Below are 17,472 nucleotides of genomic sequence, written 5' to 3' on the forward strand. Positions count from 1 at the left end.
TGGGGGCGTGCCGGAGAAGATCCGGGCGGTGGGGTCGGTGAAGTTGATCCGCCGGTTCTTCAGTGGCAGCGGCCGAACGCTAACGACAAGCTCAACCTTCGCTGCGCCGGAACACGATGGGACATGCCCGCAGCGGCACGGCATGTTCTCTCCAATGAGCGATCGGAGTGCGATCCACGCGCGATATGCGCGCGTTTCGTTGTAGAGTAGCGATGGGAGGTGGGCTCTTGTCCAGAGAGGAAGAGCTGTTCAGTGCCGTTGACGCGCTGCTGGAACAGGCGGTGCTCGATCCGCTGCCGGAGCCCGCGGAGCGTAAACGTCTGCGCGAGGTGGCCGGGCTGACGCAGGAACAGATCGCGAAGGCTCTGCAGACCCGACGAGAGGCGGTGGGGAACTGGGAAGCCGGACATACCGAGCCGCGGCCGCCGAAACGTGCCGCATACGCGCGACTCCTTGAGGGCCTCGCTGCCCGCTTCCCCGCGCCCCCGTCGAGCGCCAGCACGTCGACCGCGGCCGCGAGCGCCAGCCCGACCGTCGCGCCCGCTCAGGAGGCGCCAGCGCCCGAGGCGCTCACCGGCCCTGCGTCGGAGCCCAGGGCCATGACGGCTCCGGAGAACACCGCCACCGCTCCGGCCGCTGCGGTGCGCCCGGCGGCCACCACCAAGCCGACGTCGACGTCCCGGCGCCCGGGTGCGAAGAAGGCCGCCCCGAGGCAGCTCTCCGCGGTGGCGGACACTTCCGATCCGCGGTTCGCCCATGGTCCACTCGCCGTCATCGATGCCGGCGCCGATCGCCGGGTCACGGCGTACTGTGTCGACGGCCTGGTCCTGGACGTGCCCGCCAAGTCGCTCCCGACGCTGGTGGAGTGGACGCTGAAGGAGGCACAGCTCGGCGCGCCGCGCCTGAACGGCGCGGGCAAGGACGCCGACCCGCTGCTGGTGCTCACCGAGGCCGCGTGTGAGCGGTACGGGCTTCCGGCCCGCCTCCCCGAGGAGGACCGGCTGGCCGGGCGGCTGCCAGAGGGCCACAAGGTTCTGGGGCAGCTCAGCAGGGCCGAATGGAAGCTGACCAAGCGCGGGTTCGGGCCGTGGGCGCGGATCTACGGCCCGGCCACAGGAGGCGAGCGGCAGTGCGTGCAGTTGTGCCTCCCGTCCTGGGACGCGCTCGATGCCCGGCACTGGGGTGGTGCCGCGCAGCTTCCGCCGCCGGAACTGGCCCCGCTCCTGGGCACCTACGCGAGCCGGGTGATGACTCCACGCGGGTCGACCGCCGTCACCGGCTTGGAGCTGATGACCGCTTTGCGTCCGCCGACCCGGGCCAGCGCGCCGGATGCTCAGGGCAAGCGGCACAGTGAACACAGCCCCGGTTCGCTGGGAGTGGAGCCGGTCGAATGCGCGCCCTGCGAGGCCCCCGACGGGCACCCGCTCCTGGCGGACCTGCCTCGTTTCCATGTGCGCGGGCCCGGCGAGAAGCTGTTCGAAGAGGCGTACGACTGGGCACGGCCGATTACCGACACGGAATGCGCCAAGCGGTACCTGGTCGGCATCGACGTCAATATGGCCTTCGCCGCTGGGGCGAACGGGCTGATCGTCGGGCTCGGTGCGCCGACGCACGTCAAGGCGCCGGTGTTCGACCCGAAGCTGCCGGGCTCGTGGCGGGTCGATCTGAGCCACGTGGAGATGTCCCGCGTGAAGGCCGGCAAGGAATGGGTGGAGCTGGACGGCGACCTGCTGCCGAGTCCGTTCACGCCGAAGGGCGAGCGCCCCGAAGGCCCGGCCTGGTACGCGACGCCCACCGTGGCATACGCGGTGGAGCTCGGGTACGAGGTGCGTCCGATCGAGGCGTGGGTTCGCCACGACAGCGGCCGGTACCTGGACGGCTGGTACAACCGGCTGCGCGACGCCTACCTCGCTACGATGGCGGACCTCGGCGTCGACGCGGACTTGGCGCCAGCCGACTTCCTGGCGGCGATGGACGGCTACAAGGAGCGTGACCCGGAGTTGGCGATCGTGGTGTCCGCGATCAAGGCGACGGTCAAGGGCGGCGTGGGCAAGCTGCGGGAGCGGCCCCGCGGTGAGGGCTGGCGTCCGGGCGAGCGGTGGCGAGCCCTGATGCGGCCCACATGGCGGCCGGACATCCGCGCGGCGGTCATCTCCCGCACACGGATCAACCTGCATCGCAAGATCGTCAAGCATGCGGCGTTCACCGGGCAGTACCCGGTCGCCGTTCTCTCCGACTGCGCCGTGTACCCGTCCGACGGGACGACGCCGTTGGACTTCCTGCCCTACCGGGACGGCAAACCACTGCCCGGCGGTTTCAAGCTCGGCGTCAACCCGGGCCTGGTGAAGTGGGAGGGCACCCAGACCGTCCTGTGGGGCGAAGGGGTCCGCGAGCAGTTCAACGCCCCGGAGCTCAACCTCGCCCGGTACATCAAGGACGGCACCGTCACCGACGTCGACAACGGGGAGTAGCAGGCAATGACCATGTTCGGGGACGGCCTGGACGCCGCGGTGCAGAAGACGTTCACCCGTCCGGCGCCCAAGAGCGCAGGTGTGCAGATGCGGTACCTGGTCAAGCAGCTCAAGGGCACCAGGCCCGTTGCCGAGCTGCTGGGGATCTCCCAGCGCACCGTCGAGCGGTACGTGAAGGATCAGATCAAGAAGCCACGGTCACAGCTGGCCGCGCGCCTGGAACGCGAGGTGAAAAAACGGTGGCAGCCGCAGATCCGGGCCAAGGCCCGGCAGCAGGCGGCAACGACCGGCGGCATCGTCATCGACACCCAGGCCCGCCTCGGCTACACCGCGCCGATCGGGACAACGGACCAGGACCGCATCCGGCACCTGACCGTCGCGCTACCGCCCCGCTACGCCGCTCGCCTCTTCGACGCGCAGGAGGCCGGCGCCAGCGACCAGGAGCTGCGGATGATCGCCGCCGAAGCACTCAGGGAGGTGTACTTCCAGGACAACGGCCGCCGCGCCGGGAGCCTGGAGGAGGTCCGCTTCACGGACATCGGACACCTGGAGTTCCAGCTGTAGAGGCCCCGTCGAGCGCACGCTGGAGCGGATGGCCGCCCCGTACGCCGAGCACGGCCTCATGGGCTAGTGTCCTGCGCCGGAGATCCGTCGGCAGAATTGGGCGAGGGATTCGAGGATCTCCTCGGCGGTCTTGGTCCAGATGAACGGCTTGGGGTCTGCGTTCCAGTCCTTGACCCAGGCGCGGATGTCGGCTTCGAGGGTCTGGACGCTCTTGTGTGCGCCGCGGCGGATCTTCTGGTCTGCCAGGAAGCCGAACCACCGCTCGACCTGGTTGATCCAGGAGGATCCGGTCGGGGTGAAGTGCATGTGGAAGCGTGGGTGCTTGGACAGCCACGTCCTGATCGCGGGTGTCTTGTGGGTGCCGTAGTTGTCGCAGATGAGGTGGATCTGGAGGTGCGCGGGCACCTCCTTGTCGATCTTGACCAGGAACTTCTTGAACTCCGTCGCCCGGTGCCTCCGGTGCAGGGAGCTGATGACCTCGCCGGTGGCGACATCGAAGGCGGCGAACAGCGTGGTCAGGCCGTTACGGACGTAGTCGTGGGTGCGCCGCTCGGGCATGCCGGGCATTATCGGCAGTACCGGCTGGGACCGGTCCAGTGCCTGGATCTGGGACTTCTCGTCCACCGAGAGGACAACCGCGCCCTCGGGCGGGTTGAAGTACAGCCCGACCACGTCGTAGACCTTCTCCACGAAGAACGGGTCCGTGGACAGCTTGAAGGTGTCCGTCAGGTGTGGCTTGAGCTGGAACTTCCGCCAGATCCGGCCGACGGTGGACTTGGACAGACCGCTGTGCTCGGCCATCGACTTCCGCGACCAGTGCGTAGCGTTCTTCGGGATCTCCTCCAGCGTGGCGACCACGACCGCCTCCACCTGCTCGACACCGATGGTGGGCGGTCGCCCCGGCCGGGGCTCGTCGGTCAGGCCGTCCAGTCGCTCGGCCAGGAACCGCCGCCGCCACTTGCGGACCGTGTCGGCGGCCACCCGCAACTCGCGGGCGACCACCACGATCGGCGGCACCTCCGGGCCCGCACACGCCAGCACGATCCGCGCCCGCAGGGCCAGCGCCTGAGCCGACGTTGCCCGACGCGACCACCGTTGCAACACCGCCCTCTCCTCGTCGGAGAGCAGCAACGGTTCAAGCTTCGGGCCCCGACGAGGGACCGAAGCACCAGCAGCAGAAGAAGTCATGCAGTAACTAACGATCAACTACTGGCGCAGGACACTAGGAGCGTGTCTCAGTAACCAGCGACCCGCGCAACGTTGCGAGTATCCGCTGCGTTGTCACACGTCATTCCCGGTGAGAGCCAGACGGACGCCGAGGCCGACCATCACCGTCCCGGACACCGCACCAATCGCGGACAGGCGGTGGGGCGACCCACGGAACCAGCCACGTGCCGTCCCGGCCAGGAGCCCCCAGGCCGAGTCTGAAACCAGAGCGACAGCGGCGCAGACGATGTCGAGGAGCAGGAGTTGCGGCGTCACGTGCCCTGCCGAGCGGTTGACGAACTGGGGCAGCACCGCCGAGAAGATCAGGAAGCCCTTCGGATTGCTCACTCCGACGACGAAACCCTGCCGGACGATGCGCCGCACGTTCGTGGGTGGCCGTTGCTGCGCGTCCGTGACGGCCGGTTCCCGCGGAAGCAATCCGGTGCACATCGCCGATTCTCCGCGATCAGCACCGCCGCCAGAGTGGTGCCGATGCCGGACAACTGCGGCCACCCGGCAGGGCCGGCGTGCGTCGGGACGTTCGTCGCCGATGCTGAAAGCGGTTGATCACATACGTCGGGCCTGCGTAGACTCCTTGGCTTCGTGCACCGGTGACGGGCGAGTGGAGGGCGACACGTGACCCTGGCGGACAAGGTCGAAAAGCGGTTGGCCAGCGAGCTGTTGCCGGGGGAACACGTGGTCTACGGCGTCCTCGGCTTCAGGACCGGCGGAGTGCGCAAGACCATGGTCGGCGGTGCGCTCGGGATCGCCGGAGCGGTGGGACCGATGTTCCCGCAACGGCACTGCCGCTTCCCGGCCGGTTCATCGTTGGGCTCACCGCTCAACGCTTGCTGGTCTTCTCGATCGGGGGCGTCTTCGTCGGCAAGCCAAGGAAGCTGCTGCACGCCTTCGCCCTGGACCGGATCGTCTGGATGTCCGAGCCGGAACTGATCACCGGTGTGGCGCAGGCGCTCCGGGTCTCCTTCGGGATGGCAGGCGAAGGGGTGTTGAGCTTCGAGTTCCCGAGGCTGCAGGTTGCCGATGCCCGCAACATGGTCAATCGGATCAGGCACAGCCTGCCCGACGAGCAAGAGACCACGGAGTAGGCGGAGCCGGCCCAGATGCTGAGCCAGGCCCGCAGGCCAGCCAGCCGCTTGCAGAATGTCCGCGGCCGCGGCCAGGTCCGCCTCGCCATTGTCCTGTACGGCAGTGGTTCGTCCCGGAAGTCCTTCGGGGGCCGACTTCGGAACCGTCGGCACTACCCGAAGTGGCCCCAACGCGTGGCGCCGATATGGCCAAGGCGGCCCGATTCCGGACGTCGGGTGTTGCGACGTTCATGAGAACCCGAGGAATCGGTGCGGGGCACGGACTCACCGAGCAGGGCAGCACCTACTTGATTCCGCCCCCAGCCCAGCGGCACTCTCCGACATCACTTCCGGCTGGCGAAGACGCCGGCTTCAGCGCGGGCAGCCGCGGTGGCCGGGGCCTCCAGACCCCGGCGAACTCTGAGAAGGAGAGGGCGAGCGCCCCGGCGAGTGCGCAGACCGCGGCGGAGAGTCGACGTTGTTGCCAGAAATTTGCGAAACGCACCCAGTGCGCGCCCTCCCCTGACTCGTGGCACGCCTCGCGCACCTGGCCGACGGGCCGTTGCCGGGCCGGACTCGTCGGGGTGATCATGAGGGTCAGGGGAGTGGACGGGGAGGGATGCCGTGGGCATGGGCGCGGTGGGCCGGCGGGGTGCGCAGCGGGGCGGCTGGGACGATCCGGGGCCCGGCAAGGGGCTGCCGATCGCGGCGAACGTGGTGTTCTGGGGCGGCGCGGCGTGCTTCCTGGCCGGGGTCGCCTGGTTCTGCGTGATGACCGGCTGGCCCCGGGTGTGGGCCGAGTCCTGGTGGCAGCCCGTCTGCCTGGCCGGCGGGGGGATCGCCGCGTCCGCCGTTGAGGGAGTGATCGGGCGGCGCACATGGCGGATCGAGCGCTTCCTCGCCTACCGGGAGATGCTGGAGAACCCGGCGCCGGGCGCGGCCGACCCGGGTGCGGAGGATCCCAGCGTGTTCCGGCTGCTGTCGCCCCTGCACAGTCCCGTGCCCTTCCGCGACCGCGACGACGAGCTGGCCCGGCTGCGGCGCTGGTGCGAGGACGGGACCGACACGCCGGTCATGCTGCTCGCCGGTGACCGCGGCGTCGGCAGGTCGCGGCTGGCGCTGGAACTCGCGCGGGCGCTCGGTGAGGAGTGGACCGCCGGACGGCTGCTGCGCGTCTCCGAGCACAAGCTGTTCCCGGCGCTGCGCGACCGGGGCAGGCCCGCGCTGATCGTCGTGGACGAGGCCGACCTGCGCTCCGACGTCGACAGCCACCTGCACTCCCTCGTGCGCGCGACCGTCGTTCCGCTGCTGCTGGCGTTCGAGGCGCGCCCGCGGGACACGCCGCCGGTGCGCCTGTTGTTCGTCGTGGGCCACGCGGAGCGCTTCCGCGCGGTGGTCCGCGAGGAACTGGACTACTCCCGCGGCGGCCCCGACCTGCTCCACCTCCTCGCCGACGCACCCGTCCTGCGTCTCGCGCCGCCGGCGCTCGACCGTGCCGCTCTGGCCGAGCGCCAGGCGGTGGCCCTGGCCGCCTTCACCGCCGCCCTCGGTGGCGGCACCGGCGCCGGGCGGACCGACAGGACCGTCGCCGCCCCGGTCGACACCCCCGTCCTGCCCGGCCGGACCCCGCTCGACCTGCACGCCCAGGCCCTCGTCAGCGCGCTGACCGGGACCCCGCTGCCCGCTGTCCCCCGGCCCCTCGAGGAGGTCGCCGGGATCCTCTTCGAGCACGAGCGCGGGCGCTGGCGGCGCTCGGCCGCGGCCTTCACCGCTCCCGGTGTCCCCGCCCTTCCGGGGCTGTCCGACCATCCCGGCCTGCCCGAACGCGTCATGCTCACCCTGCTGTCGGCGGGCCATAGGCAGTACGTCACCGCCGCGCACGTCCTCGAACGCCTCCCCGAGTTCGCGGGGTCGGCCGCGGAGGGGGCCCGGTCCGCGATGTGGGCCTGGGTGGACTGGGCCCTCGCGCTGCACGGCGGGACGCCTGCGCCCGCGCGTATGGCGGAGCCCTGGATCGGACCGGAGACCTTCACCCACTGGTTCGTGACGACACGGCTGCACGCCGATCCGGAACTGTTCGACCGCCTCCAGACAGGGCTGGACGGGCACCGCTCCGAGCACCTGGCGGGCGTACTGTCCCGGGCCTGCGAGGACTTCCCCGAGGCGGGCGAGCTGCTGCGGCGGTACGTCGCCCACTACCCCTCGGCTCATGGCTACAACGCCGTGCGCGGCGCCAGGGTGCTCGCCCGCCCCGAGCGGGTGGACCCCTGGATCGCCGAGGGTCTGCGCGCTTCGTGGCAGGGGTTCCGGCCCAGCTTCAGCGCGCCGGTCTCGCGCGATCTGTACACGCTGCTCCTGCAGGCCCGGCCCGAAGTGGTACCGCTGTCCCACGCTGTGCTGGCCCGCGCGTACCGGCGCGCCCGCCGGGCCGAGGAGAAGCAGGAACGACGGCGCAGAAGGGAACTGCGCGGCCGCGGGCGCGGTTCGCGCGCCTGACATCCGCCCCGGCCGTGCCGCCACCTCTTACGAAGTCATGTGGTCAACCCGCCCGTATCTCGCGGTCTTCTCTGCGGCATGATCCCGGTATGCATGGCGGGGATGGGCTGTTCGAGGTCGAGCCGGGCGGGAAGAAGCGGCCGCAGCATCGTCCGGCGGCGGTGGACAAGACGTTCCGGGCGTTCGACCCGCACCAGGTCCTGCTGCTGCCGCCGTCGCTGGACGACTGGCTGCCCGAGGATCATCTGGCCCGGTTTGTCGCCGACCTGGTCGACGAGGTACTCGACCTCTCACCGATCCTGGTGGACTACACCGAAAAGCGCGGCTTCCCGCCGTATGACCCGCGGCTGATGCTGCGGCTGCTGATCTACGGCTACACCACCGGCATCCGCTCCTCCCGGGCGATCGAGCGCCGGTGCGTGGACGATGTCGCGTTCCGTTTCCTGGCCGCTGGCCAGGCTCCGGACTTCCGGTCGATCGCCCGGTTCCGCCGCCGCCACCTGGACGCCCTCGCGGACCTGTTTCTCCAGTCGCTGCACCTCGCGCAGAAGCTCGGCATGGTCAAGATGGGCCGCGTCGCCCTGGACGGCACGAAGCTGGAGGCCAACGCTTCCAGGCACAAGGCGATGAGCTACGGCCGCCTGGTCGACAAGGAAGAGCGGATCGAGGCCGAGATCGCCAACCTGGAGGCCAAGGCTGCCACTTTGCTGGCCGACGCCGAGCACGTCGACACCGCCGAGGACCAGGCCTCCGGCGTCGACGGCAAGGACACTGACCTGCCTGCGGAGCTGGACCGACGCGAAAAGCGGCTCGCCCGGCTGCAGGCCGCCCGCACGCAGATCGAGGCCGAGGCGGCCGAGATGGCCCGCCGCCACGCCGAGGACAAAGAACGCCGCCGACAGGACCGCACCGGCGTCAGCGACGATCAGGCCGTCACCGACGCGGGCGAGCAGGCCGCCGCGAAGGCGAGGCCCAAGCCGAAGGCCCAAGCCGAAGGCCCAGGCCAACTTCACCGACCCCGACTCGCGGATCATGAAGAACAGCGACGGCGCCTACATCCAGGCCTACAACGCCCAAGCCGTCGTCGATGAGAAACACCAGGACATCACCGCCGCCGACGTCACGACCAACCCCTCGGACGCGCTGAACTACACCAGCATGCTCGACCAGTCCGCCGCCAACACCGGTCACCACGCCAAGCAGGCCCTCGTCGACGCCGGCTACTGCTCCGAGAGCAACCTGGAAGCCGCCCAAGAGCGCCAACTGGCATGCGGCACCGACACGTTCATGGCCACCGGCCGCCTGGCCCACGACGAACAGGTTCCGCCCGCACCACGCGGACGCATCCCCAAGGACGCCACCGTGAAGGAGCGCATGGCCCGCAAGCTGCGCACCAAGCCCGGCCGGGCCGCCTACAGCCGCCGAAAGGCCATCGTCGAACCCGTCTTCGGCCAGATCATGACCTGCCACCACGGCCGCCAGCTACTCCTGCGCGGCGAGGACGGTGCCCGAGGCGAGTGGCGCCTGCTGGCCGCCTGCCACAACTTCCGCAAGATCTACCGACACGCCGGGTCGACTGGCCTCGCCGCGGCGATCGCCTGACCGACCCGGCCGTCAACCCTCGTCCGGTCAATTCCCGAACCGGAAAGACCGGCCACCGCCGCAGGACAAACCGGCCGGGCGACCGGGCGATCCCAGGAATCACGCCCCCGATCCGTTGCCCGTTACTGACACACGCTCCTAGCGGACGGACGGTGGACGCCACCGCCGCGGGGCCGACGAGCGGCTACCGAGGCGATCCGGGCTGTTCACGCCGAGTGCCTGCACCGCTCGAAGGAGAGACGGGCAAGGCGAAGGTTGTGATCACCCGTCCAGGGCACGTCGTCGCACTGGATACCACCCCGCTGCCAGTGAAAATCCTCGACTTTGTGTTCGGCAACCCGATGACCGCCCACCTCACCCTGGCTCTCGATGCCTCCTCACATTCCCTGGTCGCCTTCCGGCTCACGCCGGTGTCGGAGTCGTCGGTGGAGGTGGCGATGCTGCTGCGGGATGTGCTGCGGCCGTTGCCGATGCGTCCGGACTGGGGAGAGGAGATGGCCTGGACCTGTCCCGGAGTGCCAGCCGCGCTGGTGGCGGAGTTCGCTGGACGCCCTGTGGCGGGGCTGCCGTTTTCGCCCCGGAAACGGTGACTAGTGCGTGACTAGTGCTGGGATCGGGATGGTTCACCGTGATCGGAAGGCGGCTCGTGGGACGAGCGCACGCGGAAGGGCTGGTATTACTGGGGCATGCAGGAAGAGACCGCACGCTCCGCGATCGACATGTTCATTTCCGCGTTCAACGCCTCGGACGACAGCTATGTGACTGCCCTGCTCTCCCAGGCCCTGACCTCAGACGTGGTCTTCTGGGGACCGTTGGGTCGCAGCGAAGGAATCGCGGCGGTCGAGCGGTTCGTGCTGGACATCCGGCGCCACCCGGCGGGGACCGGCACGATGGTGCGCTGCTCAGCGGTGGACATGCCTGGCGAATGGGCCCGGTACCAGTGGGTCTTCACCACGCCTGATGGAGGCCCCCGCCTGGCCGGAACGGACGTCGTCCATCTGCGACGGAGCCTCATCGACCAGGTCATCGTCTTCGCGGGGGAGATCGAGCCGTCCGCCTCCTGAGTCACCCTTCTGTCGCTGTCCTTCTCCTGAACTCGCCCCTTCGGCGTTCGGGAGCTGCGGTTCGCGGTTGATCAGGCTGCGGTGTTGAGGGGGCGTCCGCCCCAGCGGATGCCCTTTTCGCTGCGGATGCGGGCGCGTTCCTTGCGTTGGGCGGCGAGTACGTCGGGGTGGCGATGCCGTTGGCTGTCTCATCGGCTCCCGCGGACTGCTCCGTGTTCCCAGGCCCAGGCCGCTATCTCGACCCGGTTGCGGGCGTTGAGCTTGGCTTGGATGCGTGCCAGGTATGTTTTCACGGTCGACAGCGACAGGAACAACTCATCGGCGATCTCCTGGTTCGTGCGCCCTACGGCCACCAGCCGGACGATGTCCCGCTCCCGTTCGCTGAGGGCGGCCTCATCGGACGCCGCGGCCGCCTGTGCCGTCCCGTGTTCCGTCGCTTCCAGCCTCCGCAGGAGCCGCACGGTGACCGCGGGGGAGACGAGGGCGTCTCCCCGTGCTGCTGCGTGGACCGCCTCCACCAGAAGGGCGGGAGAGGCGTCCTTGAGGAGGAAACCGCATGCGCCGTTGCGCAGTGCGGTTCGCACATAGTCGTCCTGGTCGAATGTGGTGATCACGACGACGTTCATCGGATCGGCCACGCCGGGACCGGCCAGCTGTCGCACGACCTCCAGCCCGTCCAGCCGCGGCATACGAATGTCGGCCAGCACGACCCGGGGACGCAGACGACGCGCGATTTCGATGCACTCCACACCGTCTGACGCCTCACCGACCACCGTGATCCCTGGCTGCACACCAAGGATCAGGCTGAATCCCATCCGCACCAGTTCCTGGTCGTCGGCGATGACGACGTCAATCTGGGGTTCGGGCACTGACCCTTCCTCTCATCACGGGGCTGGGCCGGCTCGGGTCGGCCCGGGTCGCCTTGGCAGGGTCCGGCTCGAGCAGGGCTCGGCCCGGGGTCATGACGGTGCAAGCGGGAGGGCGGCGGAGACTTCCCAGCCGCCGTCGGGCAGCGGCCCGGCGCGCAGGGTGCCGTCGAGGGCCTCGATGCGCTCCTGGAGCCCGAGGAGGCCGAAGTCGCCCCGGCCTCCGGCCGGTATGAGTGCCCTGCGGTGCGGTGGGGTGTTGGTGACGGTCACGCGGAGTCGCTCCGTATCGGCGTCCAGGCGGACGATGGTGTGCGCGTCCGGTGCGTGGCGGCGTACGTTGGTCAGGGCTTCCTGGACCAGGCGGTGGGCGGAGGTCTGCACTTCGGGGCGGAGTCGGGCCACCCGCGCCGCCGCCGTGGCCTCGAGGCGTGCCGTATCGGCTTCGGCGGGCCCGGAGCCGGGCGACGCGGCGGCGCAGTGGGCGGACACGAGTTCACCGAGGTCGGTGAGCAGGTCGCCGGGCCGCAACGGTGTGTTGCTCTCCTCGCGCAGGACGCGGACCAGACGGCGGGTGGATTCCAGGGTCTCGGCGCCGGCCTGGGCGATGTTGCGCAGGATGGGCTCGATCTTGTCAGGCGCGGTGGCCTGGATGGACAAGGCGGCGTTGGCCTGCACGATGATGCCGGTCATGTGATGGGCGATGAGATCGTGCAGATCGCGGGCCAGGGCGAGGCGCTCCCCGTAGCGGACCTCGCGGGCCGTGCGCTCCCTCCGCGCTTCCAGGGCTCGGATGGTGTAGCCGAGCGTGATGGAGATGGCGAGGGCGATGGTCAGCACATAGCCGCCGCTGTTGAACGCCTGCCATGACCCAATCCGCAGGGGCAGCAGAAGTACGGTCACGCTGATCAGGACGGTTTCCGCCACCGCGACGACCGGTCGGCCGGGTTGGGCCGAGGTGCGCAGGGCCATGCACAGCAGGCCCAATGTCTCCAGTGCTCCCCACCACGCCATGGTGCTCTGAACGATCAGGCTCCACGCGGTCAGGACCAAGGACGATGACACCGCGGTGGCGACGCACACGCCCAGCGACGGCGACCAGGAGGTCTGGGCGACAGCCAGGGCGATCAGGGGGCCGGTGGCCACGACGGGCAGCCAGGGGATTCCGAATGTCAGGGAATCGTTCCTGACCAAGGCGATGTCCGCCAGCCAGGTGAGAGCGAACGCGAACAGGCCACTGACGGTGATCAGCCGTTTGACGTGCGGAGCAGTCCGAAGATGTCGATCCACGACGCTCAGCGTAGGAGGGCGGGTGGGGGCGCGGCTGTCGGTCGAACGGCCGACAGCCGCGCCCCCACCCGGTACGTACGGCTGACGTGCCGCCCCGTGTCCCGGGCCGACGATGGTGATGCGGACAGCCGACGACATTCACCAAGGGTCGGCTTCCGCCCATCGCGCCGTCCCAGCAGACGGCGTGTACAGCACGTCCCTGTCCCGGCATCCCGTCCCAACTTCGCATAAGTAGAAAGTTTTTCGTGCCCTCATGGCCACCTTCTTGCACTCGATCGGTCGGACCGCTTTCAAGCGGCGCTGGCTGGTGCTTCTCTTCTGGGTCGTCGTCCTTGCCGCGGTGAGTGCCGCTGCCGCGCGGACCACCAGCGGTACGACGTCCGCCATCACCCTGCCCGGCACCGAGTCACAACGCGCGAACGACCTGCTGAGCAACAAATTCCCCGCGGCCAACGCGAGTGGCGCGACCGCCCGCGTGGTACTGCGGTCCCCGCACGGGGAAAAGATCACCAGTAGGGGCAACCTGGCCTCGGTGACCACGATCCTGAAGAGCCTGTCGGCCTCCTCGTCCCGGGTCAGTACCGTCAGCGACCCCTTCAAAGACGGAACCGTCAGCAAGGACGGCGCGACCGCCTACACCACGGTCACGTACCGGATCACGCCCGCCGAACTCACCGATCGTGACCACGAGCGGTTCGACGACGCTCTGAGCGAGGGCAGGAAGACCGGGCTGACGGTCGAAGCCACCGGCAACGCGGTCGCCACGGAGGAGGAGGGCACCTCGGCCGAGGCCATCGGCTTCGCCCTGGCGGCGGTCATCCTCTTCCTTACCCTCGGCTCGTTGATCGCCGCAGGTCTTCCGCTGCTGACGGCCGTGGTCGGAGTGGGCATCAGCGTCGCCGTGATCACAACGCTGAGCCCGGTCTTCGATCTGAACAGCAGCACGTCGGCACTCGCCTCGATGCTGGGCATCGCGGTCGGGATCGACTACGCGCTCTTCATCGTCTCCCGCTACCGCTCCGAACGTGCCGCGGGCTACGACGCCCGCGAGGCAGCGGGGCGGGCGAACGGCACCGCGGGGTCGGCCGTCGTCTTCGCCGGCCTCACCGTCATGATCGCCCTCGTCGGCCTGGCCGTGGTCAACCTCCCGGTGCTGACTGCCATGGGCATCACCGCCGCCGGAGCCGTCGCCGTCGCCGTCCTCGTCGCCATCACACTGATCCCGGCCATTCTCGGCTTCGCCCCCGAACGCGTCCGCGGACGTTCCCGCAACCGTGCGGAGGGCCGCGACAGCGGTGAGGCCAAGGCGCAGTTCGGCCGACGGTGGGTCACGGCGGTGGTGAGCCGACCGGTGCGGACTCTCATCCCCGCCGTGGCAGCACTGATCGTGATCGCACTCCCGGTCAGCGGACTGGAGGTGGGACTGCCCGACGACGGCTCCAAGCCACCGTCCACCACCCAGCGCAAGGCATACGACATGCTCGCGCAGTCCTTCGGAAAGGGCTTCAACGGCCCCCTGACCGTGGTCGTCACCGACCAGACCGCGGCCACCGCCAAAAAGGCAGCCGCCACCATGGGTTCGAAGATCCGCGCAATGGACGACGTGGCCGTGGCGACACCCGCGGTGTTCAACCCCGCCGGTGACACGGGCATCATCACCGTCATCCCCGACAGCGCGCCGTCCGACGACGCGACCAAGGACCTCGTCAGCCACATCCGCTCCCTGGCCACGACGACGGAGCGTTCCACCGGCGTCCAGTCCATGGTCACCGGCAGTACCGCGCTGAGCATCGACGTCTCCGACAAGTTCAAGGCCGCCCTGATGCCCTACCTCCTGGTCGTCGTCGGACTGGCCTTCTTGATCCTGATCCTCGTCTTCCGCTCCCTGCTCGTGCCGTTGAAGGCGGCGCTGGGCTTCCTGCTGTCCGTCCTGGCCTCGCTCGGCGCGGTGGTGGCCGTCTTCCAGTGGGGGTGGCTGAAGGATCTGTTCGGCGTCGAACAGCCCGGGCCGATCATGAGTCTGATGCCCATCCTCACCGTCGGCATCGTCTTCGGCCTGGCCATGGACTACCAGGTCTTCCTGGTCACCCGCATGCGCGAGGCATATCTCCACGGCGCCGATCCGCGTCAGGCCGTTGTCACGGGCTTCGAGCACAGTGCCAAGGTCGTCACAGCCGCGGCCCTCATCATGATCGGCGTGTTCGCGGGCTTCATGAACTCCACCGACTCCGTCATCGCGGCCCTCGGACTCGGTCTCGCGGTCGCTGTCGCACTCGACGCCTTCGTCGTCCGCATGACGATCGTGCCGGCGGTCCTGACTCTCCTCGGCCGCCGGGCGTGGTCCCTGCCCGCCTGGATCGACCGCGTGCTGCCCATCGTCGACATAGAAGGCGAACGGTTGGCCAAGTCCCCAGCGGCCGGCGCGCGGCCAGAACCCGCGACCGAACTCAGCCCCCTGCACTGACCCGATCCGCGGATGACAGCGGCGCACACCAGTCGGCAGCAGATCTCAGACCTGTGGGGTCGGCTCCATGGGTTGCTGACCGTGCCGAACACTTCCTCGTACTCGCGGCGCCGCTCGGCCCACTTGGTGGCAACGCCCGCCGGGTGGGCCTCAGAAGGGCGCACATCACCATGGTCGCCCGCCGCGAAGAGATGCCGATCGCGCGGGCCGAGGGGGGAGAGTACCCCAGCGCCGCTTCGCCATCGACTCCGAGATCCGCAGGCCGATTACCTACCGAACGTTGCTCGAGGATGCGCCGGCGTTGCTTGACACGAGACTGACTGTCCCGGTCAATCCATGCCCCTCTGCCAGTGGCGTGCGGCGCGGCGTGCGGCGTAGCGCGCTTTGCGGTTGGCGGCCCTGACCCATCCTTGCCATTCCTTATACGCTGAGCGCTCCTGGGTACGCGCGCAGCATGGCCAAGGGGAGGCCATTCCGGTGACCGTGGCCCATCGGCAGCGGGTACCAGCGTCCTCCCGGGGTGGGTGTGACGGAAGGTCGCAGGGGCCGTTCCGGTGGTCGTGCAGGGGCAGGCCACCGTGCTCGCGGTGGCGTACCCACGATGGTTTCGTCTTGTCCGTGCGGGACATCTCGTTCCTCCGGAACCAGCCGCCCGGGGTCCCGGGCTCTCCGGGCGGGCGGCTAGTGCAACTGCGTCATCACCATCTCCTGCTCTGTGCCTGTGCCTGTGCCTGTGCCTGTGCCTGTGCCTGTGCCTGTGCCTGTGCCTGTGCCTGTGCCTGTGCCGGGCAACGTAAACGTCGGCCCGCTTCTTCCAAGACTGCGGCTCGTCCTCCAGACTGCGGCTCGTTTCTGCCCATTCCCAGGCCGGGTTCGGCCGGGGGCAGGGATCGAGGTCGCCGCCGCACGCGGTCACCTCCCCAAAGGGCTGGTCGGTTCGCCAATCTCTCCGCCGCCCACTCGTGACCGGCCGCACCGTCAGCCAGTGGGGCGCGGGGTCGGTGACGATGCCGGTACGGCCGGCCAGCCCATGATCTTACGAAGGGTGCCGCCGGACAGTGCGGTCTTCTCCGCTTCGGAGAGCTCGTCGCGGTCGAGCAGGTAGTGCAGTCCTTGGGCGTATGAGTGGTAGCCGGGATACCTCGGCACTGGGTCGAACACCTGCGGACTGGTCCACTACGAGCGGCTCGTCCGAGCCGAGCAGTTGATGCCTGCCACGCAGGTGCCCCGAACGTCATCTGACCGGCAGGGGCCGGCAGCACTGACCGTTGCGCGAGCGCGTCCTTGCCGATGACCTCGTTGGTCCAGGTGGCCCGGTAGCCGGCATGTTCCAGCCGCCGGACCGCCGCCCGCGGGCAGTGTCGATCAACTGTCGCACCGGCATGCAGGCTGTCCAGGTCCTCCAGGGCACCGCGGTGCACCTCGGTCCCGGCTGCGGTCAGCGTGGCAGCGGAGGCGTCCGATCGGGCCAGGCCGAGCACCTGGTGCCCAGCGACCAGCGGCTTCCGCACGACCGCGGCCCCGACGAAGCCGGTCGCACCGGTGACGAATGCGCGCATGATTGTCGGGCCCCTTCGACCAGGTGACTGTCAACCGGCTCCGACAGGTGCCGGGCCGACCCTTCCACCCTGCCCTCGGACGACCTCCCCGATCCAATGAAACCTCCGTATCACGCAATACGGCTTGAGCGTCACCCCAGCTCATCACCCCAGCTCATCACCCCAGCTCATCACCCCAGTTCATTACCCTGTGCATGACGTGGTCGAGGACTACTCTGGGGACATGCCCGACCTGCCGACTGCCGTGGACCTCGATCTGCGGCTGGTGCACAGCTTCACGGTCATCGCCGAACACCGGCATTGCGGCCGCGCCGCCGAAGCCCTGCACATCACCCAGCCGTCGCTGAGTCGGCAGATCCACCGTCTGGAACAGCAACTCGGCGCCCGGCTACTGGACCGCACTCCGCGGGGCAGCCGCCTCACCGAGGCGGGCCAGGTATTCCTGCCACAGGCCGAAGCGTTGCTGCGCGCCGCGGCTGAGGCCATCGCGCGCGCCAAGGCCGCGGCCCAGCCCAGCCGCGTCACCGTCGGCTATACCGCCAGCCTGATCGTCGCACCCGCCGTACGCGAGATGCGCCGGGCAGGCCGTGGCTGTCTTCGTCGGCCACAACATCCAGGCCCTGCGCCCCGACCTCACCTCGATTCCGCTCGACGGCGTCGATCCGGCCCACGTCGTACTGGCCACGCGCGCCGACGACCGCAGTCGCCTGGCCGCCGCGTTCCGTAAGTACGCCCAGACCCACCTCAGCAGACCGGACTCAGCCGACCCCCCCCGGTCCTGACGCGTGTTCCCGGGGCCGTTGGG

13 protein-coding genes and 2 pseudogenes are annotated in these 17,472 nt (G+C 69.5%); 9 read left to right on the forward strand and 6 right to left on the reverse strand.

Translation table 11 applies throughout. The annotated features are described in order from the left end of the window. Window positions 1-212: 212 nt before the first annotated feature. Entirely contained in the window at window positions 213-2,471 is a 2,259-nt protein-coding gene (locus tag AS97_RS44615) for a helix-turn-helix transcriptional regulator (RefSeq protein ID WP_210566920.1), read from the forward strand. 6 nt (window positions 2,472-2,477) lie between these two features. Then, window positions 2,478-3,035, forward strand: coding sequence for a hypothetical protein (locus tag AS97_RS44620; RefSeq protein WP_059142354.1), 558 nt, complete (start codon window positions 2,478-2,480; stop codon window positions 3,033-3,035). A 63-nt stretch (window positions 3,036-3,098) separates the two neighbouring features. Here the strand turns inward: AS97_RS44620 and AS97_RS44625 are convergent, their stop codons facing one another. After that, window positions 3,099-4,223: an IS630 family transposase gene (locus AS97_RS44625; RefSeq protein ID WP_086710425.1), complete on the reverse strand. Its 1,125-nt coding sequence runs from the start codon at window positions 4,221-4,223 to the stop codon at window positions 3,099-3,101. Between the two features lie 93 nt (window positions 4,224-4,316). Next, the gene (locus AS97_RS44630) at window positions 4,317-4,691 is read right to left on the reverse strand and encodes a LysE family translocator (RefSeq protein ID WP_059142355.1); all 375 of its coding nucleotides are present in this window, start codon (window positions 4,689-4,691) and stop codon (window positions 4,317-4,319) included. 398 nt (window positions 4,692-5,089) lie between these two features. Here AS97_RS44630 and AS97_RS44635 point away from each other — a divergent pair, with 398 nt between their 5' ends. The 5 genes and pseudogenes from AS97_RS44635 to AS97_RS44655 all read left to right on the forward strand — a co-directional run bounded on the left by AS97_RS44635 (window position 5,090) and on the right by AS97_RS44655 (window position 10,488). Next, complete coding sequence (locus AS97_RS44635) at window positions 5,090-5,347, forward strand: hypothetical protein (RefSeq protein ID WP_210566921.1); 258 nt, start codon at window positions 5,090-5,092, stop codon at window positions 5,345-5,347. A 609-nt stretch (window positions 5,348-5,956) separates the two neighbouring features. Next, window positions 5,957-7,822: an ATP-binding protein gene (locus tag AS97_RS44640; RefSeq protein WP_210566922.1), complete on the forward strand. Its 1,866-nt coding sequence runs from the start codon at window positions 5,957-5,959 to the stop codon at window positions 7,820-7,822. A 107-nt stretch (window positions 7,823-7,929) separates the two neighbouring features. Continuing rightward, window positions 7,930-9,424, forward strand: a pseudogene (locus AS97_RS44645) (IS1182 family transposase). A gap of 152 nt (window positions 9,425-9,576) precedes the next feature. Then, on the forward strand, window positions 9,577-10,014 hold the full coding sequence (locus AS97_RS44650; RefSeq protein WP_210566923.1) for a hypothetical protein: 438 nt from the start codon (window positions 9,577-9,579) through the stop codon (window positions 10,012-10,014). Between the two features lie 96 nt (window positions 10,015-10,110). After that, the gene (locus tag AS97_RS44655) at window positions 10,111-10,488 is read left to right on the forward strand and encodes a nuclear transport factor 2 family protein (protein WP_059142360.1); all 378 of its coding nucleotides are present in this window, start codon (window positions 10,111-10,113) and stop codon (window positions 10,486-10,488) included. Window positions 10,489-10,676: 188 nt separating this feature from the next. On the opposite strand, the gene AS97_RS44660 is transcribed toward AS97_RS44655, so the two are convergent. Together AS97_RS44660 and AS97_RS44665 are read right to left on the reverse strand one after the other, a co-directional pair. Beyond that, the gene (locus AS97_RS44660) at window positions 10,677-11,357 is read right to left on the reverse strand and encodes a response regulator transcription factor (RefSeq protein WP_059142361.1); all 681 of its coding nucleotides are present in this window, start codon (window positions 11,355-11,357) and stop codon (window positions 10,677-10,679) included. Window positions 11,358-11,447: 90 nt separating this feature from the next. Next, on the reverse strand, window positions 11,448-12,644 hold the full coding sequence (locus tag AS97_RS44665) for a histidine kinase (protein ID WP_086708765.1): 1,197 nt from the start codon (window positions 12,642-12,644) through the stop codon (window positions 11,448-11,450). Window positions 12,645-12,897: 253 nt separating this feature from the next. Between AS97_RS44665 and AS97_RS44670 the strand changes: the two genes are divergently transcribed. Next, window positions 12,898-15,108 carry an MMPL family transporter gene (locus AS97_RS44670; RefSeq protein WP_210566924.1) on the forward strand — a complete coding sequence of 737 codons (2,211 nt, stop codon included), beginning with the start codon at window positions 12,898-12,900 and terminating at the stop codon, window positions 15,106-15,108. Between the two features lie 698 nt (window positions 15,109-15,806). Here the strand turns inward: AS97_RS44670 and AS97_RS44675 are convergent. Beyond that, on the reverse strand, window positions 15,807-16,667 hold the full coding sequence (locus AS97_RS44675) for an NAD-dependent epimerase/dehydratase family protein (RefSeq protein WP_210566925.1): 861 nt from the start codon (window positions 16,665-16,667) through the stop codon (window positions 15,807-15,809). 157 nt (window positions 16,668-16,824) lie between these two features. Beyond that, entirely contained in the window at window positions 16,825-17,043 is a 219-nt protein-coding gene (locus tag AS97_RS48215) for a hypothetical protein (protein WP_247204891.1), read from the reverse strand. On the opposite strand from AS97_RS48215, the pseudogene AS97_RS44680 reads away from it, so the two are divergent. Then, window positions 16,951-17,449, forward strand: a pseudogene (locus AS97_RS44680) (LysR family transcriptional regulator). The gene AS97_RS48215 and the pseudogene AS97_RS44680 overlap by 93 nt on opposite strands. The last annotated feature ends 23 nt before the right edge of the window (window positions 17,450-17,472 follow it).

The sequence above is a fragment of the Streptomyces sp. AgN23 genome (assembly GCF_001598115.1).
In the GTDB taxonomy this organism is placed as follows: domain Bacteria; phylum Actinomycetota; class Actinomycetes; order Streptomycetales; family Streptomycetaceae; genus Streptomyces; species Streptomyces antimycoticus.